The 24,450-nt window shown below is 33.7% G+C and carries 23 protein-coding genes; 8 read left to right on the top strand and 15 right to left on the bottom strand.

Features of this window, described 5'->3' with window-relative positions; genetic code table 11:
- The first annotated feature begins 92 nt into the window (after positions 1–92).
- Complete coding sequence (locus LPC23_RS02065; protein WP_229330692.1) at positions 93–515, top strand: hypothetical protein; 423 nt, start codon at positions 93–95, stop codon at positions 513–515.
- Positions 516–573: 58 nt separating this feature from the next.
- Positions 574–1,053, top strand: coding sequence for a septal ring lytic transglycosylase RlpA family protein (locus LPC23_RS02060; protein WP_229330690.1), 480 nt, complete (start codon positions 574–576; stop codon positions 1,051–1,053).
- A 1-nt stretch (position 1,054) separates the two neighbouring features.
- On the opposite strand, the gene LPC23_RS02055 is transcribed toward LPC23_RS02060, so the two are convergent.
- Entirely contained in the window at positions 1,055–1,522 is a 468-nt protein-coding gene (locus tag LPC23_RS02055; RefSeq protein WP_229330688.1) for a CYTH domain-containing protein, read from the bottom strand.
- A 68-nt stretch (positions 1,523–1,590) separates the two neighbouring features.
- On the opposite strand from LPC23_RS02055, the gene dinB reads away from it, so the two are divergent.
- The gene (gene dinB / locus LPC23_RS02050; protein ID WP_229330686.1) at positions 1,591–2,673 is read left to right on the top strand and encodes a DNA polymerase IV; all 1,083 of its coding nucleotides are present in this window, start codon (positions 1,591–1,593) and stop codon (positions 2,671–2,673) included.
- A gap of 238 nt (positions 2,674–2,911) precedes the next feature.
- Here dinB and LPC23_RS02045 read toward each other — a convergent pair whose 3' ends face one another.
- From LPC23_RS02045 to LPC23_RS02020, 6 genes are all read right to left on the bottom strand, one after another.
- A complete protein-coding gene (locus tag LPC23_RS02045; RefSeq protein ID WP_229330684.1) occupies positions 2,912–3,673 on the bottom strand; it encodes a Bax inhibitor-1/YccA family protein in 762 nt (253 codons plus the stop codon).
- 125 nt (positions 3,674–3,798) lie between these two features.
- Positions 3,799–5,229: a pyruvate kinase gene (gene pyk / locus LPC23_RS02040; protein ID WP_229327115.1), complete on the bottom strand. Its 1,431-nt coding sequence runs from the start codon at positions 5,227–5,229 to the stop codon at positions 3,799–3,801.
- A gap of 8 nt (positions 5,230–5,237) precedes the next feature.
- The gene (locus tag LPC23_RS02035; protein ID WP_229330682.1) at positions 5,238–5,723 is read right to left on the bottom strand and encodes an IPExxxVDY family protein; all 486 of its coding nucleotides are present in this window, start codon (positions 5,721–5,723) and stop codon (positions 5,238–5,240) included.
- A gap of 113 nt (positions 5,724–5,836) precedes the next feature.
- A complete protein-coding gene (gene rnc / locus LPC23_RS02030) occupies positions 5,837–6,577 on the bottom strand; it encodes a ribonuclease III (protein ID WP_229330680.1) in 741 nt (246 codons plus the stop codon).
- 9 nt (positions 6,578–6,586) lie between these two features.
- Positions 6,587–7,840: a beta-ketoacyl-ACP synthase II gene (gene fabF / locus LPC23_RS02025; RefSeq protein WP_229326036.1), complete on the bottom strand. Its 1,254-nt coding sequence runs from the start codon at positions 7,838–7,840 to the stop codon at positions 6,587–6,589.
- A gap of 174 nt (positions 7,841–8,014) precedes the next feature.
- Positions 8,015–8,251: an acyl carrier protein gene (locus LPC23_RS02020; RefSeq protein ID WP_007137004.1), complete on the bottom strand. Its 237-nt coding sequence runs from the start codon at positions 8,249–8,251 to the stop codon at positions 8,015–8,017.
- Between the two features lie 176 nt (positions 8,252–8,427).
- On the opposite strand from LPC23_RS02020, the gene purN reads away from it, so the two are divergent.
- The 4 genes from purN (at position 8,428) to LPC23_RS02000 (ending at position 12,521) form a co-directional block, all read left to right on the top strand.
- Complete coding sequence (purN, locus tag LPC23_RS02015) at positions 8,428–8,994, top strand: phosphoribosylglycinamide formyltransferase (RefSeq protein ID WP_229330678.1); 567 nt, start codon at positions 8,428–8,430, stop codon at positions 8,992–8,994.
- A gap of 49 nt (positions 8,995–9,043) precedes the next feature.
- A complete protein-coding gene (rnhA, locus tag LPC23_RS02010) occupies positions 9,044–9,523 on the top strand; it encodes a ribonuclease HI (RefSeq protein ID WP_229330676.1) in 480 nt (159 codons plus the stop codon).
- Positions 9,524–9,629: 106 nt separating this feature from the next.
- Complete coding sequence (locus tag LPC23_RS02005) at positions 9,630–10,553, top strand: PfkB family carbohydrate kinase (protein ID WP_229326030.1); 924 nt, start codon at positions 9,630–9,632, stop codon at positions 10,551–10,553.
- 69 nt (positions 10,554–10,622) lie between these two features.
- Positions 10,623–12,521, top strand: coding sequence for an amidophosphoribosyltransferase (locus LPC23_RS02000; protein ID WP_229330674.1), 1,899 nt, complete (start codon positions 10,623–10,625; stop codon positions 12,519–12,521).
- Between the two features lie 232 nt (positions 12,522–12,753).
- Here LPC23_RS02000 and LPC23_RS01995 read toward each other — a convergent pair whose 3' ends face one another.
- From LPC23_RS01995 to LPC23_RS01985, 3 genes are all read right to left on the bottom strand, one after another.
- The gene (locus tag LPC23_RS01995; RefSeq protein ID WP_229330672.1) at positions 12,754–13,362 is read right to left on the bottom strand and encodes a superoxide dismutase; all 609 of its coding nucleotides are present in this window, start codon (positions 13,360–13,362) and stop codon (positions 12,754–12,756) included.
- A 121-nt stretch (positions 13,363–13,483) separates the two neighbouring features.
- A complete protein-coding gene (locus LPC23_RS01990) occupies positions 13,484–13,873 on the bottom strand; it encodes a hypothetical protein (protein ID WP_229330670.1) in 390 nt (129 codons plus the stop codon).
- 51 nt (positions 13,874–13,924) lie between these two features.
- Positions 13,925–14,608 carry a ComF family protein gene (locus LPC23_RS01985; protein ID WP_229330668.1) on the bottom strand — a complete coding sequence of 228 codons (684 nt, stop codon included), beginning with the start codon at positions 14,606–14,608 and terminating at the stop codon, positions 13,925–13,927.
- Between the two features lie 98 nt (positions 14,609–14,706).
- Between LPC23_RS01985 and LPC23_RS01980 the strand changes: the two genes are divergently transcribed.
- Positions 14,707–16,254, top strand: a complete 1,548-nt coding sequence (locus LPC23_RS01980; protein ID WP_229330666.1) for a glycine--tRNA ligase — start codon at positions 14,707–14,709, stop codon at positions 16,252–16,254.
- Positions 16,255–16,378: 124 nt separating this feature from the next.
- Here LPC23_RS01980 and thiL read toward each other — a convergent pair whose 3' ends face one another.
- From thiL to LPC23_RS01955, 5 genes are all read right to left on the bottom strand, one after another.
- A complete protein-coding gene (gene thiL / locus LPC23_RS01975) occupies positions 16,379–17,425 on the bottom strand; it encodes a thiamine-phosphate kinase (protein WP_229330664.1) in 1,047 nt (348 codons plus the stop codon).
- 199 nt (positions 17,426–17,624) lie between these two features.
- The gene (locus LPC23_RS01970) at positions 17,625–18,377 is read right to left on the bottom strand and encodes a DUF2490 domain-containing protein (protein WP_229330662.1); all 753 of its coding nucleotides are present in this window, start codon (positions 18,375–18,377) and stop codon (positions 17,625–17,627) included.
- Between the two features lie 2 nt (positions 18,378–18,379).
- Positions 18,380–19,987: a SulP family inorganic anion transporter gene (locus tag LPC23_RS01965; RefSeq protein WP_229330660.1), complete on the bottom strand. Its 1,608-nt coding sequence runs from the start codon at positions 19,985–19,987 to the stop codon at positions 18,380–18,382.
- Between the two features lie 14 nt (positions 19,988–20,001).
- Complete coding sequence (locus tag LPC23_RS01960; protein WP_229330659.1) at positions 20,002–21,873, bottom strand: proton-conducting transporter transmembrane domain-containing protein; 1,872 nt, start codon at positions 21,871–21,873, stop codon at positions 20,002–20,004.
- A gap of 1 nt (position 21,874) precedes the next feature.
- Positions 21,875–24,367, bottom strand: coding sequence for a YbcC family protein (locus LPC23_RS01955; protein ID WP_229330657.1), 2,493 nt, complete (start codon positions 24,365–24,367; stop codon positions 21,875–21,877).
- Positions 24,368–24,450 lie beyond the last annotated feature (83 nt).

Raw genomic sequence — 24,450 nt, 5'->3', positions numbered from 1 at the left:
TGTATTTTAAAAGCGGCATTCTCATTAATTGGGGATGCCGTTTTTTTTGTATCATTTTTTTACTATATTTGAAATTCAATAAAACAATAAACATGTACAATTTCATTCAAAAATTTCATTCCGGTTGGGCCTATTTAGCCATTCTACATTTAGTGATAGCTGTAGTAAATTCTTTTATTGGTAAATCCTCTCAAAAAGAGTTTACCGCCAAAGACCGTAAAATTGCCTTGTTTGCTTTAATAGGAACTCATATTCAATTACTAGTTGGTTTAGTGTTGTATTTTCTATCTCCATTAGGATCAGCTGTTTTTGGACAAATGAAAAACGAAGCGTATCGATTGACTTCTTTAGAACATCCTTTGATTAATATCATTGCTATTGTATTGATTACCATTGGGTGGTCTAAACATAAAAAAGCGGCTACTAATGAAGCTAAGTTCAAGTCTATTGGTATTTTTTACGGTATAGGTTTGGTTTTAATTCTGAGTAGAATTCCTTGGAGTCTATGGTTCTAAAATACAAAGTCCTGAAAAGGACTTTTTTTATCCCAATTTTTAATTAAAAAAAGCAAACATGAAAAAAGGTTTGATAGTATTGTGTTTAGTTCTTGCGGTTGCTTTGGCTTGGAGCCAATCCAATACATTGAACAAACATAAAACTACAATTGCAAAAGATACCCTTAAAAAAACGAAACCTGCTGCAACAGACGTAATTGTTGAAGATAGTATTCCAGTAAAACCACTTCAGTTGAAGGCGTTTAAAAAGTCGGTTATTGCTTCTTATTACGCAGACAAGTTTAATGGAAGACGAACAACTAGCGGTAAAAAATTCAGCAATAGTGGCTATACTGCAGCGCATAAAAAATTGCCTTTTGGCACTAAAGTAAAGGTGACCAACGAAGCTAATGGTAGATTTGTAATTGTTGAAATTACTGATAGAGGGCCTTTTGTCCGTTCGAAGGAAATTGATTTAACCAAGCGTGCATTTATGGATCTTGCAGACAATAAAAGAAGCGGAATGTTGCGTGTTAAAATTGAAATTATAGAAAACTAAATTACCAACTGGTAAAAGGGTTTTGGCTTAAATACGAATTGTAATAGCGATGATCTTGTGTTACTTCAATGCCTAACCAACTTGGTTTTTCAAATATTTCGCTTTCTGATTGTAATTCTACTTCAGCGATAACCAATCCTTCGTTTTCTCCTAAAAATTCATCTACTTCAAAGAGGTGCTCGCCAACTTGTATTTCGTACCTGATTTTTTCAATCACTCCTTTTTCGCATAGTAGCAAAAGTTGTTTGGCTTCCTCAACTGAAATATCTTTTTCCCATTCAAAACGAGATAATCCAGTTTCATTTGACTTCCCTTTAATAGTTAGGTATCCTTTTTCGCCTTTTATACGCACTCGTACGGTACGTTCTGTATGCGCACTCAAATAGCCTTGAGCAATGTTGTTTTTGCGCAAAGCATCGCTTTTAAATGCGTTTGAAGCTACTAAAAACTTTCGTTCTATTTCAATCATAATCCAATTCTATTTCTTGCTTCAAAGTTAGTTGATTTTGACTAAACCTTTTTGTATAAATTTGTGTCATGTCTGAAACTCCACAACATAGAAAAATCATTCACATCGATATGGATGCCTTTTATGCTTCGGTAGAACAAATGGATTTTCCAGAACTTCGAGGCAAACCTATTGCTGTTGGAGGTTCTGAAAACAGAGGGGTAGTAGCGGCAGCAAGTTATGAAGCGAGAAAATTCGGGGTGAGGAGTGCCATCAGTGGTGTTTTAGCCAAAAAAAATTGCCCCGAACTTATTTTTGTAAAACCACGTTTTGACCGGTACAAAGAAATTTCCAAAAAAATCCACGCCATATTTTTTGATTACACAGATTTGGTAGAACCTCTTTCGCTTGACGAAGCCTATCTTGATGTGACTCAAAATAAAAAAGGAAATCCCAGCGCTACTTTAATAGCACAAGAAATCCGAATGCGAATTTTGAACGAAGTAGGTTTGACTGCATCGGCAGGAATTTCAGTCAATAAGTTTATTGCTAAAATTGCGAGTGATTACAACAAACCTAATGGACAAAAAACAGTCAATCCAGACGAAGTTATTCCTTTTTTGGAGGAATTACCAATCAGGAAGTTCTATGGTGTAGGGAAAGTGACCACTGAAAAAATGTACCAATTAGGCATTTTTACCGGATTGGAATTAAAGAGCAAATCGGTGGAGTTTTTATCAACCCATTTTGGTAAATCAGGAGCGTTATATTATCAAGTTGTTCGCGGAATTCACACTAGCGAAGTAAAACCAGATCGTATTACTAAATCTGTTGCGGCAGAACATACTTTTGATGCTAATTTATCATCTGAAATATTCATGTTAGAACAACTTGAAACCATAGCGGCGAATTTAGAACGACGTCTAAAAAAACAATCAATCGCAGGTAAAACGGTTACTTTAAAAATAAAATATAGTGATTTTACGCAACAAACACGTAGCAAAACGGTTCCGTATTTTATTTCTGATAAAGCCCTGATTCTTGAAAATGTAAAAGAGTTATTGTATCAAGAACGAATGAAGGATTCGGTTCGGTTACTCGGAATTTCATTAAGTAATTTGAATACAGAACAAAAGAAAACGGTGGTAGTGCAATTACAGTTTGCATTTTAATTGGTATAAAAATTTCACCACATAGAAACATAGAATAAAGGGAATAATTAAAGAGAGTATAGACGCTTCGCTTTTCACTTAAGCAACTATGTGAAAAGTAATTTGTTATTTCTAACCTTTCTTTTTAAGGTTAAAATGTGCTATGTTTCTATGTGGTAGAAGAAAAATCCAGAAACATTTAAATAAAAAAAGCTCCATTATGAATTCACAATGGAGCTTTAAAATGAGGTGGACAAAATTAGTCTCTACTATTTAACTTAGAAAGTAATCGTAGGAATTCGATGTACAACCAAACTAAAGTAATAATCAAACCCATGGCGCTATACCATTCCATGTATTTAGGCATTCTTCTCTTGGTTCCTTCTTCAATTTGATCAAAGTCTAAAAATAAATTCATTGCGGCAATTACTATCACAAAAACACTAATTCCGATACTCCACATGGAATTCCCATGATGAACAGGCGTAAAGCTAGTGAATAAAGAAATTAGCCAAGAAATAATGTAATAGGTTCCAATGGCTAAAGTCGAAGCGATTATAATAGATTTAAATCGTTCAGTAACTTGTACAATTTTAAAACGATATAGACCTAAGCACACTGCAAAAGTAACTAAAGTAGCACCTACAGCTTGTGTTACAATACCAGGATATTTGATTTCAAAAATTGCAGAAATCCCTCCAATGAATAAACCTTCAAAAACCGCATATCCAGGAGCTAAATAGCCTGAAAGTTGTGGTTTGAAAGCGGCAATTATTACTAAAATAAGTCCCATTACAGCACCACCTATCATAGGAACCATAGGACTTTGTCCGTTGTTTGCCATCCACCAGGTAATCATAGCAGCAGCGGTAAGCAGTAAAAACAAAATTAAACTTTTGTTCATAGTTCCCGCTATGGTCATAGTTTGTTCATGGCCAATGATTGTTGCTTCGTGAACTTCTGTTTTACTTGACGTAAACGCTTTATTGTTTAAAAACGGATTGTTAGAATTTGAACTCATAATAATTTAGATTTAGTACTTCAAAAGTAAAATTTATTTTGATATGAAAATGTTTAAATATTCATAAAATTTTTACAATAAAAAAGCCCTCTTGTAGAGGGCTTTTTTTAAATATAATAGACTTGTTATTCTATTTCAGAAACTCTTAAGGTGTTTACCATTCCTTTATCTGTTACAGGCATTGCTGCTAGGTTGATTAAGAAATCTCCTTTCTCTACAAATCCTTTTTGTCTTGCAATTTCATTTACATCCGTTACAGTATCATCTGTACTCACTGATTTAGCATAGTAGAAAGATTTAACTCCCCACAATAAGTTCAATTGAGTTAAGATTCTTTTGTTAGATGTAAAAACTAAAATATGAGCTGAAGGTCTCCAAGATGAAATTTGGAAAGCAGTATACCCACTATTAGTTAAAGTACAAATTGCTTTTGCTTTGATTACGTTAGCCATTTGAGCGGCATGTTGACAAATGGTTTTAGTAATAAAACGATTCGTTCTAACTTGCGGTGTGTTTTGTGGCACTTTAATTAGCGGAGAATCTTCTACCGCTTCTATAATTTGTGTCATTTTTTGGATTACTTGAACAGGATAATTCCCTGCTGCAGTTTCTCCAGAAAGCATTACTGCATCAGCACCGTCCATAACCGAGTTAGCCACATCATTTACTTCGGCACGAGTAGGAGTTAAACTAGTAATCATTGTTTCCATCATTTGTGTTGCCACAATAACTGGGATACGCGCGGTTTTAGCTCTTACAATTAATTCTTTTTGTACCAATGGCACTTCGTGAGCAGGAAGTTCAACCCCTAAATCTCCACGAGCCACCATTAAAGCGTCGCAATAAGCCACAATTTTGTCCATGTTTTCTAATGCTTCTGGCATTTCGATTTTGGCAATAATTGGAATTTTAAATTCTGAATGCTCCGCAATTAATTCTTGAAGGTCTTGCAAGTCTCTAGGTGTTTTCACGAATGAAAGCGCAATCCAGTCTACTTGTTGTCCAATTGCAAAAATAGCGTCAGCAATATCTTTTTCAGTCATTGCTGGAAGTGAAATTTTAGTATTTGGAAGGTTAACCCCTTTTTTAGACTTTAATTCACCACCTTGGATCACTTTCGCAACTACCTCTGTTTTTTTATCCGTAGACACAATTTCAAAAAGTAATTTTCCATCATCTAACAAAATTCTTTCTCCTGGATTTACATCGTTTGGAAAGTTTTGGTATTTCATGAAAACACGTTCTTTGGTCCCAATGATATCTTCAGCAGTTGTGAAAGTAATTAAGTCACCATCGTTAACAACAACTCCTTCTTCCATTACACCAACACGAAGTTTAGGTCCTTGTAAATCAGCAAGAATTCCAGTTGTATAACCGCACTCTTCATTAATGCTGCGAATAATACTAATTCGTTCTTTTACATCTTCATAATCAGCATGCGAAAAATTTATTCTAAATACATTAACTCCAGCCTCAATCATATCTTTGATGATTTCTCTTGTATTACACGCAGGTCCGAGTGTGGCTACAATTTTTGTTTTTTTGTTTGTTTTAATCATTTTTATTAAAAAATTAAATTGTTTTTAGATTTTATAGTTTCAGTATCAACCACATAAACAGTTGACAAACTTTTAATTGATTTCAGGTTTTTTACAATCTCATTTATTTGAAGATCGTCGTCACTTTCTATTTTTAAAAAATAGTCCACTTTTTTCAATTCGGGAAGTAAGAACACTTTTGTGGCTACTTCTTGAATACTATTTGAAAATAAATCTTGGTTTGTTATTTCTTTTTTCCCAACAACCTCATTCTTGTTCTGAATCAGATTCCAAGAGATAAAATTATCTTCATCATCAAAGTAAAATCTCGAAAATTGAGTATCACCTTGTTTAATACTGATAAGAATTTCTTCTTTGCTTTTACTTAAATTTACTGGAAGATGTTGATTAATGAAATAGGCTAATCGATAGTCTTCCAATGTTGTGTGGATAGCAATTAGATGGTAATCTATTTCATCAAATTCGTCAAGATCTAATTTATGTATTGCCATTACTTCACAAAATGAGGTGTAAATATACTATTTCTAATGTAGCTTGGCGCTTGTAAACCTTGATGTTTTTGTTAAATTATCAACGAAAACGTTATAGATTGAAGGAAATTGTATTATTTTTTGTCTATTTTTTCTTGAAATGCAAAATAAGCTCTTTGGGATGCTTTTTCTTCTGCTTTCTTTTTGGAAGTTGCTCGGGCTTTGGCAACCACTTTTTCATCAATACTCAATTTAACCCCAAAAAGGCGTTCTCCATCAATACCATTGTCTTCAAAAATATCAAAATGGAATTGCTTCTTTTCTTTTTGGCACCATTCAATTACTAAACTTTTGTAACTAATGACTTTGCCTTCTAATCGGGTTATATCGACATAAGGAACTACGACTCTTTTTTGAATGAACTTTTCGCAGTATTCATAACCACGGTCTAAATATATGGCGCCTACTAAAGATTCGAAAATATTACCATGAATGTTGTCACCAAAATGTTGAACAGGGACTTTGCTTTCTACAAATTGAACTAGATTTAGGTCCTTGCCCAATTCATTGAGATGGTCTCTACTTACAATTTTAGAACGCATTTTAGTTAAATAGCCTTCGTCGCCAGTAGGAGCTTTGTCGAAAAGGTAAGCGGCTATAACGGCACTTAACATGGCGTCTCCTAAGAATTCTAACCGTTCGTAGTTGCTTGGATTTCCAGTAGTGTCAATAATGTTAGAGGAGCGATGGGTAAATGCTTTTTTATAAAACTCGAGATTTATGGGAGGGAAACCTAAAATTTGTTCAATAGCACCAAAAAAAATCCCGTCTTCAAGAGAACGGGATTTTCTAAATATTTTTTTAATAATACGCATAGTACTATTTTAGATGTCTAATTTTTTAACCAATACACAAGCATTGTGTCCACCAAAACCAAAAGTATTACTCATCAATACTTTTACGTCTCTTTTTTGAGCTGTGTTAAAAGTAAAGTTAAGTTTTGGATCGATATTCTCATCGTCTGTGAAATGGTTAATTGTTGGAGGAATTATTCCGTATTTCAAAGATAAAATAGACGAAATAGTTTCAACAGCCCCAGCTGCACCAAGTAAGTGACCTGTCATTGACTTAGTGGAATTAAGATTCATAGTGTAAGCGTGATCTCCAAACACTTGTTCGATTGCTTTAGATTCTGCTAAATCTCCTAATGGTGTAGAAGTTCCATGCATGTTAACTCCGTCAACATCTGTTGGTTGTAAACCAGCATCTCTTAAACAATTCAACATCACATTTCTGGCTCCTAATCCTTCTGGATGCGGCGCTGTAATATGATACGCATCAGCTGACATTCCGCCTCCGCCAATTTCACAATAAATTTTGGCACCACGTGCTTTTGCATGTTCGTATTCTTCTAAAATTAGAGCTCCGGCTCCTTCACCAAGTACAAATCCATCACGGTCTTTATCCATTGGTCTTGAAGCGGTTTTCGGATCATCATTTCTTGTAGAAAGTGCATGCATGGCGTTAAAACCACCCATTCCAGCAATAGTGACTGCGGCTTCAGAACCACCAGTTACCATTACATCAGCATGACCAAGACGAATATAATTGAAAGCGTCAATAATTGCATTAGTTGAAGATGCACAAGCAGAAACTGTTCCAAAGTTAGGTCCTCTAAATCCGTACTTGATTGAAATATGTCCACAGGCAATATCACCAATCATTTTTGGGATAAAAAAAGGATTGAATTTTGGCGTTCCGTCACCTGCAGCAAAATTTAAAACTTCAATCTGAAAGGTTTCTAAACCGCCAATTCCTGAACCCCAAATTACTCCAGCTCTGTCTTTGTCTAACTTTTCTAAATCAAAATTAGCATCCTCCATAGCTTCTGTAGAAGAGACCATAGCATATTGTGCATATCGGTCCATTTTCCTGGCTTCTTTCCTTTCGATAAAATCTTCAACATTGAAGTTTTTTAATTCACAAGCAAATTGTGTTTTGAATTTTGAAGCGTCAAAATAAGTGATAGGTGCTGCACCACTAACGCCGTTGATCAGTCCGTTCCAATATTCTTGTACGGTATTCCCAATAGGAGTTAGTGCTCCTAAACCAGTAACCACAACGCGACGTAATTCCATAGTCTATGTATTTAATGCTTTAAACAAACAAAACCCACGCTTTAATCTTTAAGTTGCTTGTACATAAAGAGCTGTGGGTGTTGATTTTATATGGTTTTGATTGAATTTCAATCACAAATTTAAATGTAATAAAAATAATAACACCCGAGACAAAATGAAACGGGTGTCTTAGTATTATTTTTTAGCTTCCTCAATGTAAGAGATTGCTTGACCTACAGTAGCGATATTTTCTGCTTGATCGTCTGGAATTTGAATATCAAATTCTTTTTCGAATTCCATAATAAGCTCTACAGTATCTAAGGAGTCAGCTCCTAAATCGTTAGTGAAGCTTGCTTCTGTTACAACTTCGTTTTCGTCAACACCTAATTTGTCTACGATAATCGCTTTTACTCTTGATGCAATGTCTGACATAATATTTTAATTTTAAAATTTAATTTGTTGGCAAAAATAAAAAACTTTATTTTAAAACAACTATTTAGTTAATAAATGTGCAAACGAAAATATAAAATTTATTGTAACAAAGGTTTGACATTGCTATTTTTTTCCATTTATTATCCCTTTTTTTGCATAACAAATAGCTTGAAGACATGAAAAAAATTGTAATTTTTGCCTCGGGATCAGGCACTAATGCCGAAAATATTATTCGGTATTTTGATAGTTCTAAATTGGCAAAAGTGGTAAAAGTATTCACAAACAAAGCCGATGCTCAGGTAATTCAAAGAGCAAAAAACTTTAACATTGGTACTGAAATTTTTTCCAAAAACGATTTAGAAACAGGAAAAGTACTACAAGAAATTAATACAATTCAACCTGATTTAATTGTACTTGCAGGATTTTTATTAAAATTCCCAGAAACAATAGTAGCAGCTTATCCTGATAAAATAATTAATATTCATCCTGCTTTGTTGCCAAAATACGGTGGGAAAGGAATGTACGGAATGCATGTTCATAAAGCTGTTGTTCAAAACAAAGAAAAAGAAACCGGAATTACCATTCATTTTGTCAATGAAAATTATGACGAAGGAAATAGTATTTTTCAAAAAGAAGTAGCGGTTTTAATTGGCGATACTCCTGAACAAGTTGCTGCTAAAATTCACGAACTGGAGCAAGAACATTTTCCAGTAGTGATAGAAAAATTGTTGAACAATCAATAGTCAGGAACAATCATAACAACTAATAACCTCATAAACACATAACCTACTAATGTCACATCAAGTACATATTTATACCGATGGTGCAGCCAAGGGCAATCCAGGTCCTGGAGGCTATGGTGTGGTTATGGAATGGGTGGGCAAACCGTATAAAAAAGAATTTTACGAAGGATTTAGGCATACTACTAACAACAGAATGGAATTGTTAGCAGTTATAGTGGGTCTCGAAAAATTAAAAAATCCCAATACTAAAGTTCTCGTAGTTTCTGATTCGAAATATGTGGTCGATTCCGTAGAAAAAAAATGGGTTTTTGGCTGGGAGAAAAAAGGTTTTGTAGGCAAAAAAAATCCTGATTTGTGGAAACGGTTTTTAGTTATTTACAAAAAACATCAAGTCGATTTTAAATGGATTAAAGGCCACAATAACCACCCTCAAAATGAGCGATGTGATGAATTAGCTGTAATGGCATCAGCACAAAAGCAACTTTCGGTAGATGAATATTACGAAAAAGAAGACGAGAAGTTGTTGTAATACTCCATTTTGAAGAATGTAAAATTCTCTTCACTTTGCCTCTTTGAACCTTTGCAACTCTAAAACTTATAAACTATCTTTGCCTCTTAATTTCGAAACTAAAATAATGAACAAATTATTGATTGTTGGAACAGTTGCTTTCGACGCTATTGAAACTCCTTTTGGGAAAACAGATAAAATTTTAGGTGGTGCTGGAACCTATATTGGTCTTTCAGCTTCTTTTTTCAATTTGCAATCAGCTATTGTTTCCGTAGTTGGAGACGATTTTCCACAAGAATATTTGGATTTATTGACGGCTAGAAATATAGACATTTCAGGTCTTGAAATTGTTAAGGGAGGTAAAACGTTCTTTTGGAGTGGTTTGTACCACAACGATTTGAATTCTAGAGATACCTTGGCAACCGAATTGAATGTTTTGGCTGATTTCCAACCAAAAGTACCTCAAAATTTTAAAGATGCTGATGTAGTGATGTTGGGGAACTTGCATCCATTAGTTCAAAGCAGCGTTTTGGACCAAATGGAAGTAAAACCTAAATTGGTCGTTTTAGACACGATGAACTTTTGGATGGATTGTGCCTTACCAGAATTATTGGACGTGATGAAACGTATCGACGTTATTACGATCAATGATGAAGAAGCGAGACAATTGTCAGGAGAATATTCATTGGTGAAAGCAGCAGCTAAAATCCATACAATGGGTCCTAAATATGTGGTTATCAAAAAAGGAGAACACGGCGCACTTTTATTTCATAACGGTGAAGTGTTTTTTGCACCAGCATTGCCTTTAGAAGAAGTTTTTGATCCAACGGGAGCTGGAGATACTTTCGCGGGTGGATTTACAGGATTTATTACACAAAGCGAAAATGTGTCTTTTGAAAATATGAAAAACGCAGTAATTTATGGTTCCAACTTGGCTTCGTTCTGCGTAGAGAAATTTGGAACAGAAAGAATGCTAGCTTTAGATAAAAAAGAAGTAGTGTCTAGATTGCAACAATTCAAATCATTGACACAATTTGATATCCAATTATAATTACTCATGCCTCGAAATTTTCGGGGCTTTTTTTATACATAACACAACACAACCAATTACAATACAACAATGAGCGACGCTTTACAACACGAATGTGGAATTGCCTTAGTGAGGCTTTTAAAACCGCTTGAATTTTATAAAGAAAAATACGGAACTGCTTTTTACGGGATACAAAAAATGTATCTGTTGATGGAGAAGCAGCACAATCGTGGTCAAGATGGAGCGGGGTTTGCGAGTATCAAATTAGACGTAGAGCCAGGAGAAAGATACATCAGCCGTGTGCGTTCTAATGCAGCACAACCAATACAAGATGTTTTTGCTCAAATTAATGAAAGAATTAACTCAGAAATGAGTTCACATCCCGAGTATGCGAATGATGTAGCGCTTCAAAAAGCGAATATTCCTTATTTAGGGGAAGTGTTTTTAGGACATGTGCGCTATGGTACTTTTGGTAAAAATAGTATTGAAAGTGTCCATCCTTTTTTGCGTCAGAATAACTGGATGCATAGAAACTTAATTTTGGCAGGAAACTTTAATATGACAAATGTTAAGGAATTGTTCCAAAGTTTGGTTGAATTGGGTCAGCACCCAAAAGAAATGGCGGATACGGTAACCGTAATGGAAAAAATTGGACATTTCTTAGATGATGCTGTAACCGATTTGTATCAAGAATGTAAAAATGCCGGCTTAAATAAAAGAGAGGCGTCACCGGTTATTGCTGAGAAATTAGATGTTGCCCGAATTTTAACTCGTGCTTCTAAAAATTTAGATGGGGGTTATGCGATGGCAGGACTTTTGGGACACGGAGATGCTTTTGTGTTTAGAGATCCAGCTGGAATTCGCCCAGCGTATTATTACCAAGATGATGAAGTAGTAGTAGTAGCTTCAGAACGACCAGTTATCCAAACAGTATTTAACGTTCCTTTTGAAAGCGTTCAAGAAATTGAACCAGGAAATGCGTTGATTATTAAGAAAAACGGAAACATTTCCTTAAATCAAATTTTAGCACCTACCGTTAAGAAAGCGTGTTCGTTTGAACGAATTTATTTCTCTAGAGGAAGTGATGCTGAAATTTATCAAGAACGCAAAACACTTGGTAAATTAATCTTGCCTTCAGTATTAAATGCGATAGATCAAGATACTGATAATACGGTATTTTCGTATATTCCAAATACTGCTGAAACGTCTTTCTACGGATTAGTGGAAGCGGCTCAAGATTTCTTGAACCAAAGAAAAAATGATTACATTTTAAAAAACAGAAATACGTTAACAGCGCAAACTTTACAAGAGCTTTTAAAAGTTAAAATTCGTACTGAGAAAGTAGCGATTAAAGATGCTAAGTTAAGAACGTTTATTACAGAAGATAGTAGTCGTGACGATTTAGTTGCTCACGTTTATGATGTAACTTATGGGGTGATAAAACCAACGGATAATTTGGTCATTATTGACGATAGTATTGTTAGAGGGACTACTCTGAAAATGAGTATCATTAAAATGATGGATCGTTTGAAACCAAAACGTATTGTGATTGTGTCATCGGCACCACAAATTCGTTATCCAGACTGTTACGGAATTGATATGGCAAAACTAGAAGGCCTAGTGGCTTTTAGAGCAGCTTTAGAATTATTAAAAGAGCGTAATTTATACTCTATTGTTGATGAAGTTTATACTAAGTGTAAAGCGCAAGAAAACTTTATAGATGCGGAAGTGGTGAATTATGTTACTGCAATTTATGAGCCATTTACACCTCAGGAAATCTCAGATAAAATTGCAGAGATGTTGAGCTCTCCAGAAATAAATGCCGAGGTAAAAATTATTTTCCAAACGGTAGAAGATTTACATATTGCTTGCCCGAAAAATCTAGGGGACTGGTATTTCACTGGAGACTATCCAACACCAGGTGGGAACCGAGTAGTCAATCGTGCTTTTATGAATTTCTACGAAGGAAAAGATGCGCGCGCGTATTAAGCTAAAAAATACCGTTTGTCGATTTTTTTAGGATTTCGTCTAAATAAAATTAAAGACAACAAATCTAAAGTTATATTTATACTACCATTAACAATGGAAGGTTAAGTTTGTGGTAGATTTGGGGCAAAAGAGGAGGAAGTAATTCCTCCTCTTTTATTTTACTTAAATTAGGAAATTAAGACAAAAAAATCCGCTGAGGTCATCAGCGGATTTTTTATGTATTAAACAAAGACTATTTCTCTAAAGCAAAACGTCTTGTAACTTCTGTCCAGTTAATTACATTGAAGAACGCTTCGATATAATCAGGTCTTCTGTTTTGGTAGTGCAAGTAATACGCGTGTTCCCAAACATCCATCCCAAGGATTGGAGTTCCTCCACAACCAACCTCTGGCATTAAAGGATTGTCTTGGTTTGGTGTTCCGCAAACGTCTAATTTTCCACCTTTATGAACACACAACCATGCCCATCCTGAACCAAATTGAGTTGCTCCCGCTTTAGCAAATTTTGCTTTGAATTCTTCAAAGGTTCCAAAAGAAGCTTCGATAGCTTCTAATAATTCACCTGTTGGTAAACCACCACCGTTTGGAGTCATTACAGACCAAAATAAATTGTGATTGTAAAAACCACCACCATTGTTTCGAACAGCAGCATTAGTTTTGTCTAAATTAATTAAAATATTTTCGATTGTTTTTCCTTCTAAATCGGTGCCTGCAATTGCAGCATTCAAGTTAGTTGTATACGCATTGTGGTGTTTTGTATGGTGAATTTCCATAGTGCGCGCATCAATGTGCGGTTCTAACGCATCGTAAGCATAAGGTAATGGTGCTAATTCAAAAGCCATAATATAATTATTTTAAGTGAAAATTAATAAGTGAAATCAAAATTAGGCATTTAACTTCAAATAGAAAACATCATTGTGTGATAATTTTGTTAAAAGAAGTTTAATCAAATGAATTTGAAAATTACAACCTATAAACTGCCTTCTTATTTTTACTCAACACAAATCCTTTGTCTTGTATTAAAGAGTAGGCAGTATTTTTCCAAATTCTTTTAGCGGTACGGTTAAGAATCACGCTCGTTTTCCCTTCTTTCAAGAAAATTTCAGCCTTGGATTGGTTTTTGTTAAAAAGGACTGCGGCAGTGTAATTGCCTTTGGTGGCAATTTCTTTCAATTGTATTTTTTGTTCAAACGTGCGAATGCATTCTTTTTTTAGTTGCGAGTAAGTGTAACCTGCTGAGGCAATACAGCCGTGGGTGTCTTTGTCGGCACCTGCTTTTGGTTGAGTTTGTTGGGCAAAAAGCGCTGAGGTTCCAGCGAATAATAGGGCGAAAAAGAAAGTTTTAGTTTTCATTGGGATTGGGTATCAAATAGGGATTAATTGAAACAAATATAAATTTATTATTTAAGAATCGGCCATTGCCATACAAACAATACTAATTTTCGCTCCGGGAATTTTCAACAACGCTTTGGCACAAACTTCTAGTGTAGCACCCGTAGTAATGACATCATCAATCAAAAGAAAATGTTGGTTATGATCACTTTCAGAGAACGAAACATCAAAAACGGAATCAATTCCTTCGGTTCTGCCTAAACGATTTTTTTGGGATTGGGTTTTGGAATATACTTGCCGAAATAAAATTGTATTGTTTACTGGAATATGTAGTGATTTCGCTAATGCATTTCCAAATTCAGTTACTTGATTGTAACCTCTTTCTCGTAACTTTTTTGGATGTAAAGGCACGGGAATAATGAAGTCAACGGTTTGGAGCAATTGGTGATTTTTTAATTCTTCGGCATACCATTCGCCTAAAACGGTGCCGATTTCCTCTTGGCCTCGGTATTTCAGACTATGAATTAATTCTTGTACAATGCCTTTTTTATGAAAATACAATAAAGCCGAAACCTGTTCGACAGGAATACGCCCGTAAAATTTCTTGAATGCTTCATTTTCAGGGTTCAAATGGTGTTGAGTGAGCGGCATTTCATGTCGGCAATTGGTACAAATTACATTTTCATTGGTAATCAAAACGGTTTTGCAACCTGCGCAGCTAGGTGGGAAAAATAGATGAATGAGGCTTTGAAACATAAGATTTGGGTTAGGAAACATAAAAATAAGAAAATCAGCGATTCAAACTTGAACTATTTCCTTTTTTTTAAGGACACTTTTTATATTTTTGCAGTACTATGGCAAAACAAGAAGATTTATTTAAGAATGTAGTTTCGCACGCAAAAGAGTACGGATTTATTTTTCCGTCAAGCGAAATATACGATGGATTGAGTGCAGTATATGATTATGCACAAAACGGAGTAGAATTAAAGAAAAATATTCGCGAATATTGGTGGAAATCAATGGTGCAAATGAACGAGAATATCGTTGGTTTGGACGCGGCCATTTTGATGCACCCAACCACTTGGAAAGCATCAGGTCACGTTGACGCTTTTAACGATCCATTGATTGACAACAAAGATTCGAAAAGAAGATATAGAGCTGATGTCTTGATTGAAGATTATGCTGAAAAGCTCAAGCAAAAAGCCATCAAAGAAATCGAAAAAGCACGGGTGCGTTTTGGCGATGCGTTTAACGAACAAGAGTTTGTGACTACCAATGCTCGTGTAATGGAATACAAAGCCAAGGAAAGAGAAATTCTAGAAAGAATGGCTCGTTCTTTGGGCAATGAAGATTTAGAAGACGTAAAAGCTTTAATCGAAGAATTAGAAATTGCTTGTCCAGAATCAGGATCAAGAAATTGGACTGAAGTACGTCAATTCAATTTGATGTTTGGAACTAAATTAGGTGCTTCAGCTGATTCGGCTATGGATTTGTATTTACGCCCAGAAACGGCGCAAGGAATTTTTGTTAACTTCTTGAACGTTCAAAAATCAGGTAGAATGAAGGTTCCTTTTGGAATTGCTCAAACAGGAAAAGCGTTTAGAAACGAAATTGTAGCGAGACAATTTATCTTTCGTATGCGTGAATTCGAACAAATGGAAATGCAATTTTTTGTACGTCCAGGCGAAGAAATGCAATGGTACGATCATTGGAAAGCGACCCGTTTGAAATGGCATTTGTCTTTGGGTTTAGGAAAAGAAAGATACCGTTTTCACGATCACGAAAAATTAGCACACTACGCTAATGCAGCTGCTGATATTGAATTTGATTTCCCTTTTGGATTCAAAGAATTAGAAGGAATTCACTCGCGTACTGATTTTGATTTGAAAGCACACGAACAATATTCAGGTAGAAAATTACAATATTTTGATGCTGAGTTGAACCAAAATTATGTGCCGTATGTAGTTGAAACTTCAGTAGGATTGGACAGAATGTTCTTGGCTGTTTTTGCTACTTCATTAAAAGAGGAAACTTTAGAAGATGGTTCTACACGAACTGTATTGAGCTTGCCAGCAGTATTGGCGCCAACTAAAGCCGCTATTTTACCATTGGTTAAAAAAGATGGATTGCCAGAAATTGCACATCAAATTATTGCCGATTTGAAATGGGATTTCAATGTGACTTATGACGAAAAAGATGCAGTAGGAAGACGTTATAGAAGACAAGATGCGTTGGGAACTCCTTTCTGTATTACGGTGGATCATCAAACTATCGAAGACCAAACGGTTACCATTCGTCATAGAGATAGTATGAAACAAGATCGCGTTAACATTGCCGACTTGAAAAACATTATCGAGAACGAAGTGTCAATGAAAAATTGGTTGATGAAAATGAACGACTAAACTACGATTTCGGATATTCGAAGTACGATATAAAAAAAGTCCCAAATTCAATTGAGTTTGGGACTTTTTGATTTATCGAATAATGTATAAATCCTATATCAAAAATCGTATATCGTAAATTTGATTATTCTGCAATAGGATTCCAGCCTCTAGCTTTCAATGCAATTTTAGTGTTGGCGCGGGTAACCAAATGTATGCCTTCGCTTTCTTGAGTCATGTGGCCAATAATAGAGAAGTTCGGATTGCCTTTTATTTTATCAAAATCTTCCATTTTAATGGTAAACAATAATTCGTAATCTTCGCCACCATTAATTGCAACTGTTGTGCTGTCGATATCAAATTCCTCACACACATTAATGAATTGAGGATCTAAAGGCAATTTGTCTTCGTATAAATTACATCCAACCTTAGATTGCTTACATAAATGGATAATTTCCGAAGATAATCCGTCAGAAATATCAATCATGGAGGTAGGTTTGATTTCCAAAGCGTGCAATAAAGTACGCACGTCTTTTCGGGCTTCGGGTTTTAATTGGCGTTCGATTAAATAGGTATACGCATCTAAATCAGGTTGCGAATTAGGGTTCACCAAAAACACTTGTTTCTCTCTTTCCAATACTTGCAATCCCATATAAGCTGCACCAATATCGCCTGTTACTACTAATAAATCATTAGATTTAGCGCCATTTCTATAAGTTAATTCGGCTTCATCGGCTTCGCCAATTGCTGTAATTGAAATGATCAATCCTTTTTGTGAAGAAGTCGTGTCTCCACCAACAACATCCACTTTGTATTCATTAGCAGCCAAGGTAATTCCTTCAAACAGCTCTTCTAAGGCTTCCAAAGGGAAACGATTAGAAACAGCAATCGAAACAGTTATTTGTGTTGCTTTGGCATTCATCGCACAGATGTCCGATACATTCGAAACCACTGCTTTGTAGCCTAAATGTTTCAAAGGCATATACGCCAAATCAAAATGGACCCCTTCTACTAACATATCTGTTGAAACGACTACTTTCTTGTCTTTAAAATCCAAAACTGCGGCATCATCTCCAATTCCTTTTAAAGTAGAAGCTTGTGTGATAGCAAAGTTTTTGGTCAAATGGTCAATCAATCCGAATTCGCCTAATTGCGAAATACTAGTGCGTTGTGGGTTTTTATCTTCAATCATAATGGAGTAGCAAAGTTTAAAGGTGCTAAGGTACAAAGTTTTTTAGGCTTTGATGGGTTGAATTGAAAAACAAAACCCAACAACTTTCGTTATTGGGTTTTATTGTTAAATCATCAAATAGAGTTCACCTAGTAAAACAGTTAAATTATATGAATTGTACTCTAATTATTTGATATATTTCATATTTGTGGTATGATTTTTATAGATTAAAATTTGTAATGTAAGAAACTCTTAAAGTAGGATTACTCTCTTGAAAAGTGTTTGAATAATTCCAAATGTTTTGATGAATATAATTTAATTGTATTTGTTGATTTTTATCAATATTATATCCTAAGCCACCAATAATTCTATTCTGATTAAAAAAGGTTTTTCCAGCATTGGAACCAATATTAAAAAAGGCTTCATTACCAACTATCCCAAATAATTTTACTTTATCTTCTTTTTTTGTCAACGTATAATTCATTAAAAACATATATCGCAGTCTGTTTCTGTATTCATAATGGTTAATTGAATATTCTGTGTCATTTTTTACTGCAATTCCAACAAATCTATTTTCGTCTCTTACACGATGTGAGAATTTATATTTTCCTTTTGTGTGTACAAAAGTTCCTTGAATCCAGATGTGATCTTCCGGAATATCTGTTTTGTTCAAAGCCGGACTCCCATAAACATAAGTGTTATAATGCGAATAACCCATACTACCATTGAATTTTTTAGTAAACTGATAATCAATTGAGGGTCTAATAAAATATTGTTGTTTTTCAGATAAACCATTTGCATATCGCATAGTAGCTTCTAATGTGAATGATAATTTTTTAGTTAGCATATTTTTTCCAACATAATGAAACCAAACATCGTTATTACTTGTTTTTGTTTGTGCGACTGAAACATTTGGCAACAAAAATCCTAGTAGCCCAATCAGAGCTACTAAGAAATTACTGTATTTTGTCATTTTTAAGAGTTGAAATTTAAATTCTTTCTTGAAGATTTTGGGTGTGATGAAAATGCTTTGTGATTGTCAAGTCCTTTGACAATTACTTTCCCTCCATTAGATTCATAATCGTGAATAAAATGATCTAAATTTTCCATAACAGAATTGTCTACAATTTTTGTTTTTTCAAGATTAATTGTAACGTTAAATCCATATGGAATTTCTTCTAATTTTCTTTTAATCCCTAAGAAATTAGTAAAAATAGCAGCTTTGCTAATTTTTACGTAATAGTCATTTCCTTCGAAAGAAACTTCTGTTGGCGCTTTAAAGAAAGAAGAAATTGGCGTACCGTGAAATAAGTGAATAATCATATTTAAAATCATACCAGCAGCAATTCCTACTAATAAATCTTCAAAAAGTGTAAAGAAAATAGTAACTAAAAAAATAGCTAATTGTTCTTTGCCAATTTCAAAAGTGTGAATAAATTCTTTAGGGTGTGCCAATTTTATTCCAACTGTAACTAACATAGCTGCTAAAGCGGCATTCGGAATCATTTGTAATAGTGGAGAAGCAACAAGTAAAAAAGCTAAAATGAAAAATCCGTGAAAAAAGTTTGCCCAACGTGTTTTCCCACCATTATTTACATTTGAAGAACTTCTTGCAACTTCTGCAATCATTGGTAAGCCGCCTAAAAAAGCTGCAAAAACATTTCCAATTCCAACCGCAATTAAATCTTTATTTGTGTTCGATTTTCTTTTGAAGGGATCAATTAAATCAATGGCTTTTACCGTTAATAAACTTTCTAAGGTTCCCACTAAAGCAAACATAATTACAAATTTGATAAATAGTCCTATTTCTGAAATACCTGCAAAACTAGCATTAATGTTAATGTTATCTACTAAATTTCCAATTTTAACTAAAGAATAGGCAGGTTCTGTATGCGCAAAATCCATATACAATTCAGCAGGAATAGCAAAAAGTAATACTACAAGCGGTGCAGGAAACATTTTGATGTATTTGTTTTTAATATAAGGCCAACCTAACATAATACTTAAACTAACGACACCAATAATCGTAGCTTTATAGTCTAAATTCATAATAAAATTCGGAATATTGGCTAATAATTCTAATGGACCTTTTCCTTTTGCAAGTGATGGATTATCATTTAATAAAACAGGAATTTGCTTGGCAATAATAATAATTCCAATGGCTGCTAACATTCCGTGGATAGCGGAAAGTGGAAAAAAATCGGCTAATTTACCTAGTTTTAATACACCAAATAAAATTTGAACAAAACCTGCAATTACCATTGCTCCTAATGCTAATTTCCAGCCTAAAATAGGATCTCCTTTTCCAAATTCAGCCACTGCACTTGCTACAATTACAATTAATCCAGCTGCTGGGCCTTTTATCGTTAATCGTGAGCCTGAAATGAAGCTAACTAATAGCCCGCCAATAATTGCTGTAATTAATCCCATAATTGGTGGAAATTCCGATGCTTTAGCAATCCCTAAACTTAAAGGAAGCGCTAATAAGAATACAATAAAACCAGATATAGCATCTGATGAAAAATTTTCTTTTAATCCCGCAAGTCCGTCTGCTGGGATGAATTTTTTTATTTTTGAGTTCATATAAATGAATGTATTTAAGATGATTTATAAGGTAATTCGTGGTATGTTTTTATGTGAGTTCCTAAAAATAATCGGGTGTATATTCTTACTCCCGCAATTCCTGAAACCACAAAGCTACTTGCCACTAAAAAAGCTAATATTATTTGATGACTTTCAATATGACTAAACAATAAATCTTCACCAATAAAAGTAGAAGTAATTGGAAATCCCGTTACGCCAAGTGCTGCCAATAAGAAAAAGAAAGCAAATTTTGGATGTTCAAATACGTGTCCAGAATGTTGATTTAATAAAATTCTTTTTTCCATTGATTTTAGTTTTAATAATGCTAAATATCCAATGATTCCAGCTATTACAATTCCAACGATATATAAAGAAATTTCGTAGTAACTTACTTTTTCGTTAAATAAAATGGCTAAAACAATCCAAAAATGATTGAAAACAATTAATAACCAAGCTACAAAAGGACTTTTTCTTTCTGTAAATGCTTTGAATACAAATACTAATCCAATAGTTGCAAATAGTTCGGGTAAATAATTAATTATGATAGTTGGTATCTCATTTTTGAAATATAAAGTGATTATTCCTATAATATATGTGCTTAAGAATAATAGAAACAGCTTCTTTAAATTTAAAAAATTAAGTTTATTTCCAATAGTATGTAAGGGATTCCATAGGAAAATTTTAATTATTTTTTCAAGATAAAATTCATTTAAACTTAAAAGATATAAAGCATTTTCAAGTTTTTTAGAAAATATACTTTTTTGTGTTTCTTTTGGTATAAAATTGTAAAACTGTTCTCTTATTAAATAACTTACCACTGATGGAGATACTAATAATTGATATGTTCTTAAAAAGGCATTACCTGCAATATGAATTAATGCTAAAGTTTCAAAACCTAACGCAATCTCAATAAAGATTAGTCCAATTTGTGAGATGGAGCTATACGCAATTTGGCTTTTAACCGAAGATTGCACCCTTGCAATTAATGTAGTTATGATGCTTGTGGTAAATCCCATCACTCCAATAGCAATTCGCATAGAAGTTTGATGTTCCCAAAAAGGCATTGTTCGTAACATTAGAAAGGCACCTAAATGTACAGAAAGTGAACCGTAAAAAATAGCACTTGATGGGGTAGGGCCTTCCATAGCTCTTGGCAACCAAGAAGAAAACGGAACTTGTGCAGATTTTACTGCTGCCGCACAAGCTAAACATAGCGCAATGAAAGAACCAATTAAGGTGTGGTTTTGCAAATGTTCGTTCACTAATTCGTAATTGTGAAGTCTTATAAATGTAATGTTTTCATGAAATAAATGATGACTTGCCCACATAGCCAGAATAATTCCAACATCTCCAATTCTGTAAATTGAAAACACTTTAAAAGCATTTTTAACAGGTAAATAACGCTCTCTATAAAATCCAATCAAAAGAAAAGATGAAATTCCTATTATTTCCCATCCAATGAATAACGTTTCAAAATTCCCTGCTAATATGGCTAAATTATATCCTAAAAAGAAAAATAATACCGTCATAAAAAACCGTTTGTATCCTTTTTCTCTATGCAAATAATAACGGCTATAGGTTGTAATCATTGAAGTTAGTAATGCACCAATAAATAAATACACTGCAGTAACTTTATCAAAATAAAAATCTATAAAAAAGTCGAAATCATTTGTTTTAACAAGTGATAATTCAAACAAATTCATGTCTTTTGAACCATTAATTATCCAATAGAAGATGAAAACACATAAAACTATGAGTTGAAGAAATACGGTTGTAAAAGCAGTCCATGACAACCAAGATTCTTTCTTTTCTGGAATAAAAAAACTAATCAGAAATCCGAAAATAGGAATTATGATAAATACTAATAAAAATTCATTCGTCATCATCTTATTTTATTAGAGTTATATTTAAATTTTCTGAACTTGTCATGGCGTATCCCAATGAATTATTTATTGTTTTTATATCAAATGGAATTGGTTTATAAAGTACAAATTCACCATCTACAAAACGAAAAAGTTCTTTAGTTTCAGGATGAATTGCTACTAAATTTATCCAGTTATTTATAAACCATTCATACGTTGCAGGAACTTTAGTAATTGCATATTTTACTATTTCAGGAAAATGTTCTACTACAATTAATAAGCGTAATGGATCATGAACTTCAATCATTTGACTTGGCAAACCAGGTCTTAAATCTCCGTCAATTCCATTAGCAACCCCAATTAATCCCATTACATTATGTGGTAATTTGGATCCTGCACCGAGTTTTTGATTGTCAACTCTAGAGAAGTAATATTCTAAATTAATTCCGCCTCCTACTGGCGCTACTGCATTCAATATTCCAGCTAAATAATCACCTTTTGGATCTACTTCATAATCAAATGAATTCATAAACGAGCGACGGTCTAAAAACACATGGTCTGAAACACTTCTTCTTCCCACAATACACATGGCATTTGTCGCATGATTCAATTCAGGTCGAGGTTCAAATAATGAAACCGAACGATTTTTTATTTTTTTATGAACTTTTGAAATACTTTCGTCAGAATTAATGGTGTCAAATCTTCTAGAGCGTTCTTTGGCGTTATTTGCAAGTGCATTGGTAAATATTTTACTGTTTTTTACATGAAATATTTTATTTTTTTCAGATAAATAAGTCTCATCGTAAAAAACAATTTCATCTCTAGTAGTATCATGTAAAGCTGGTAGAAACTGCGTGTCTTTTGAAATAATAATTCCTCTTTCGGCTAGAATGTCACGTACTTTCAAATGATTGGCAGCGAAACTTAATACTTTTGCATTTACGCTACTTGGTCTTCCGCTGCATGCGCCACAATCGTAACCTGCAAAGTGAGTATTGTTTACACTAGTCGCTCCATGTCCTACTAAATAAACTATTGGAGCAAAATTCTTAACCAAACCAATAGTTTTCAATATGCCTTCTACACGATTTGCCATTTCTTCAATAGAAAATCCTACTTGTAAACCGTCTATTTTATCTTCTGGATTGGTGTTTTCAATTACTAGTTGCGACTTTTTATTCAAATGTTTGAAGGAAGCTGAAGTAGCAGGAGACATACTTGGTTTAAAAATATTTAAAAATAATTTAAACGCTGAGGTATACCCTAAAGATTGAGAAATAAGCCAACCAAATATTAAAGAATGAGATTTTTTATGGTAATGATAATCTTTTGCACTTTTCTTTTTTCTCGGTAATTCTTTAATTAAAAATTTAGGCGTAATCGGTGCTGGACATAATTTGGTAAAGAATTTTCCATTTATGGGTTGATAGAAAAATTCGAAGTTAAAAAATGCTGCTACTCCAAAGGTTTTTACACTAGGTTCTAAAGCTTCTATATGTCTTCTGAATGAGCATTCTCTGTCGTCCATACAAAATAAAGCTTGAAATTTTGTGGTTTCTTCTGAGATTTTTACATCCGTTTTATCTTTTAAGCCAGTTAAAGCTTGATTGTAAAATGTCCATTCAAAAGCTTCTTGCCAAATAGAAAGTACTTCAAAGTATTCTGAATAAGGTGATTGTGAAAATAAATTTTCAGCATCAAAATTAATTTTAGTGATTAAAGGTTCCCAGTTTTCTCCAAACTTTTGATCCAAAGTATCAATCTCTAAAAGCAATTCAAAAGTGATCATTTCTTTTAAAGTTATTTTTCTTTCGTCTAATAATGAAGTTGGATTGTTTTCTAAAGTTGCAATCATGCCGCTCCATCCAGGATGAGAAAATTGTTGATCAAAAAGATAATTTTCAAAATACAAACCCTCTCCAACTATAATTTGAAGTAATTTATAAATGGAAGTATTTTCATTAAGTAATTTCTTAGCTCTTGCCGTTGAAAAAATACTAAAAACACCATTACTTTCTAATTCTTTTATTGAAGCTAAAAATCCGTCTTTATGAACAGGAAATGTCCAAACCGAAATACCTTGATCTAAATAACTACACAAAATTCTGAAAAGAATACCATGAGAAGATTTATCTAAGTTTATGGCGTATTTCTCTTTCCAAAGACTTCTTAGTTTTCCAATTTTTGGATAAACAGCTTCGTCGTAATTTTTATGTAGAACATTTTCTTTCCAAGTAAAAAAGTTGTCTTCTCCTTTTTTCTCAAAGATGATTTTATCTAAAATGGCAGCATTTATTTTATTGCTTTTTAACTTCTTTCTAAAATCCGAAAGAGGTAAAAATGTTTTGTAACCAAATATTTCAGATGATTCTTGTAATGCAGTAAAAAAGTCTTTATCCTGAAAAGCATGTAATGTGTTATGATGCACAAAGTCTTTCAACGGATTTTGTGCAGGCAAAAAATGCGAAAGTTTGTGAAGAGTTACTTCTTCTACAAATCGCAATGAAGTTAAATTCATTATGAGCTAATATTAAGTTAATAACAATATTGGTTTGCTAGTTAGCAAACAGTTTAGGAATATCGTATTAGCTTATATGTAGC

Origin of the sequence: Flavobacterium ammonificans (genome assembly GCF_020885975.1) — a bacterium.
GTDB classification, from domain to species: domain Bacteria; phylum Bacteroidota; class Bacteroidia; order Flavobacteriales; family Flavobacteriaceae; genus Flavobacterium; species Flavobacterium ammonificans.
Note: the sequence above shows the minus strand (reverse complement) of the source record. Positions and strands in the feature narration are given on the sequence as shown.

What these genes read in the sequence shown, in the direction of transcription:
- LPC23_RS02065 (WP_229330692.1), top strand. Translation starts at nt 93, where the DNA reads ATGTACAATTTCATTCAAAAATTTCATTCCGGTTGGGCCTATTTAGCC.
- LPC23_RS02060 (WP_229330690.1), top strand. Translation starts at nt 574, where the DNA reads ATGAAAAAAGGTTTGATAGTATTGTGTTTAGTTCTTGCGGTTGCTTTG.
- LPC23_RS02055 (WP_229330688.1), bottom strand. Translation starts at nt 1,522, where the DNA reads ATGATTGAAATAGAACGAAAGTTTTTAGTAGCTTCAAACGCATTTAAA.
- dinB (WP_229330686.1), top strand. Translation starts at nt 1,591, where the DNA reads ATGTCTGAAACTCCACAACATAGAAAAATCATTCACATCGATATGGAT.
- LPC23_RS02045 (WP_229330684.1), bottom strand. Translation starts at nt 3,673, where the DNA reads ATGAGTTCAAATTCTAACAATCCGTTTTTAAACAATAAAGCGTTTACG.
- LPC23_RS02035 (WP_229330682.1), bottom strand. Translation starts at nt 5,723, where the DNA reads ATGGCAATACATAAATTAGATCTTGACGAATTTGATGAAATAGATTAC.
- rnc (WP_229330680.1), bottom strand. Translation starts at nt 6,577, where the DNA reads ATGCGTATTATTAAAAAAATATTTAGAAAATCCCGTTCTCTTGAAGAC.
- fabF (WP_229326036.1), bottom strand. Translation starts at nt 7,840, where the DNA reads ATGGAATTACGTCGCGTTGTGGTTACTGGTTTAGGAGCACTAACTCCT.
- LPC23_RS02020 (WP_007137004.1), bottom strand. Translation starts at nt 8,251, where the DNA reads ATGTCAGACATTGCATCAAGAGTAAAAGCGATTATCGTAGACAAATTA.
- purN (WP_229330678.1), top strand. Translation starts at nt 8,428, where the DNA reads ATGAAAAAAATTGTAATTTTTGCCTCGGGATCAGGCACTAATGCCGAA.
- rnhA (WP_229330676.1), top strand. Translation starts at nt 9,044, where the DNA reads ATGTCACATCAAGTACATATTTATACCGATGGTGCAGCCAAGGGCAAT.
- LPC23_RS02005 (WP_229326030.1), top strand. Translation starts at nt 9,630, where the DNA reads ATGAACAAATTATTGATTGTTGGAACAGTTGCTTTCGACGCTATTGAA.
- LPC23_RS02000 (WP_229330674.1), top strand. Translation starts at nt 10,623, where the DNA reads ATGAGCGACGCTTTACAACACGAATGTGGAATTGCCTTAGTGAGGCTT.
- LPC23_RS01995 (WP_229330672.1), bottom strand. Translation starts at nt 13,362, where the DNA reads ATGGCTTTTGAATTAGCACCATTACCTTATGCTTACGATGCGTTAGAA.
- LPC23_RS01990 (WP_229330670.1), bottom strand. Translation starts at nt 13,873, where the DNA reads ATGAAAACTAAAACTTTCTTTTTCGCCCTATTATTCGCTGGAACCTCA.
- LPC23_RS01985 (WP_229330668.1), bottom strand. Translation starts at nt 14,608, where the DNA reads ATGTTTCAAAGCCTCATTCATCTATTTTTCCCACCTAGCTGCGCAGGT.
- LPC23_RS01980 (WP_229330666.1), top strand. Translation starts at nt 14,707, where the DNA reads ATGGCAAAACAAGAAGATTTATTTAAGAATGTAGTTTCGCACGCAAAA.
- thiL (WP_229330664.1), bottom strand. Translation starts at nt 17,425, where the DNA reads ATGATTGAAGATAAAAACCCACAACGCACTAGTATTTCGCAATTAGGC.
- LPC23_RS01970 (WP_229330662.1), bottom strand. Translation starts at nt 18,377, where the DNA reads ATGACAAAATACAGTAATTTCTTAGTAGCTCTGATTGGGCTACTAGGA.
- LPC23_RS01965 (WP_229330660.1), bottom strand. Translation starts at nt 19,987, where the DNA reads ATGAACTCAAAAATAAAAAAATTCATCCCAGCAGACGGACTTGCGGGA.
- LPC23_RS01960 (WP_229330659.1), bottom strand. Translation starts at nt 21,873, where the DNA reads ATGATGACGAATGAATTTTTATTAGTATTTATCATAATTCCTATTTTC.
- LPC23_RS01955 (WP_229330657.1), bottom strand. Translation starts at nt 24,367, where the DNA reads ATGAATTTAACTTCATTGCGATTTGTAGAAGAAGTAACTCTTCACAAA.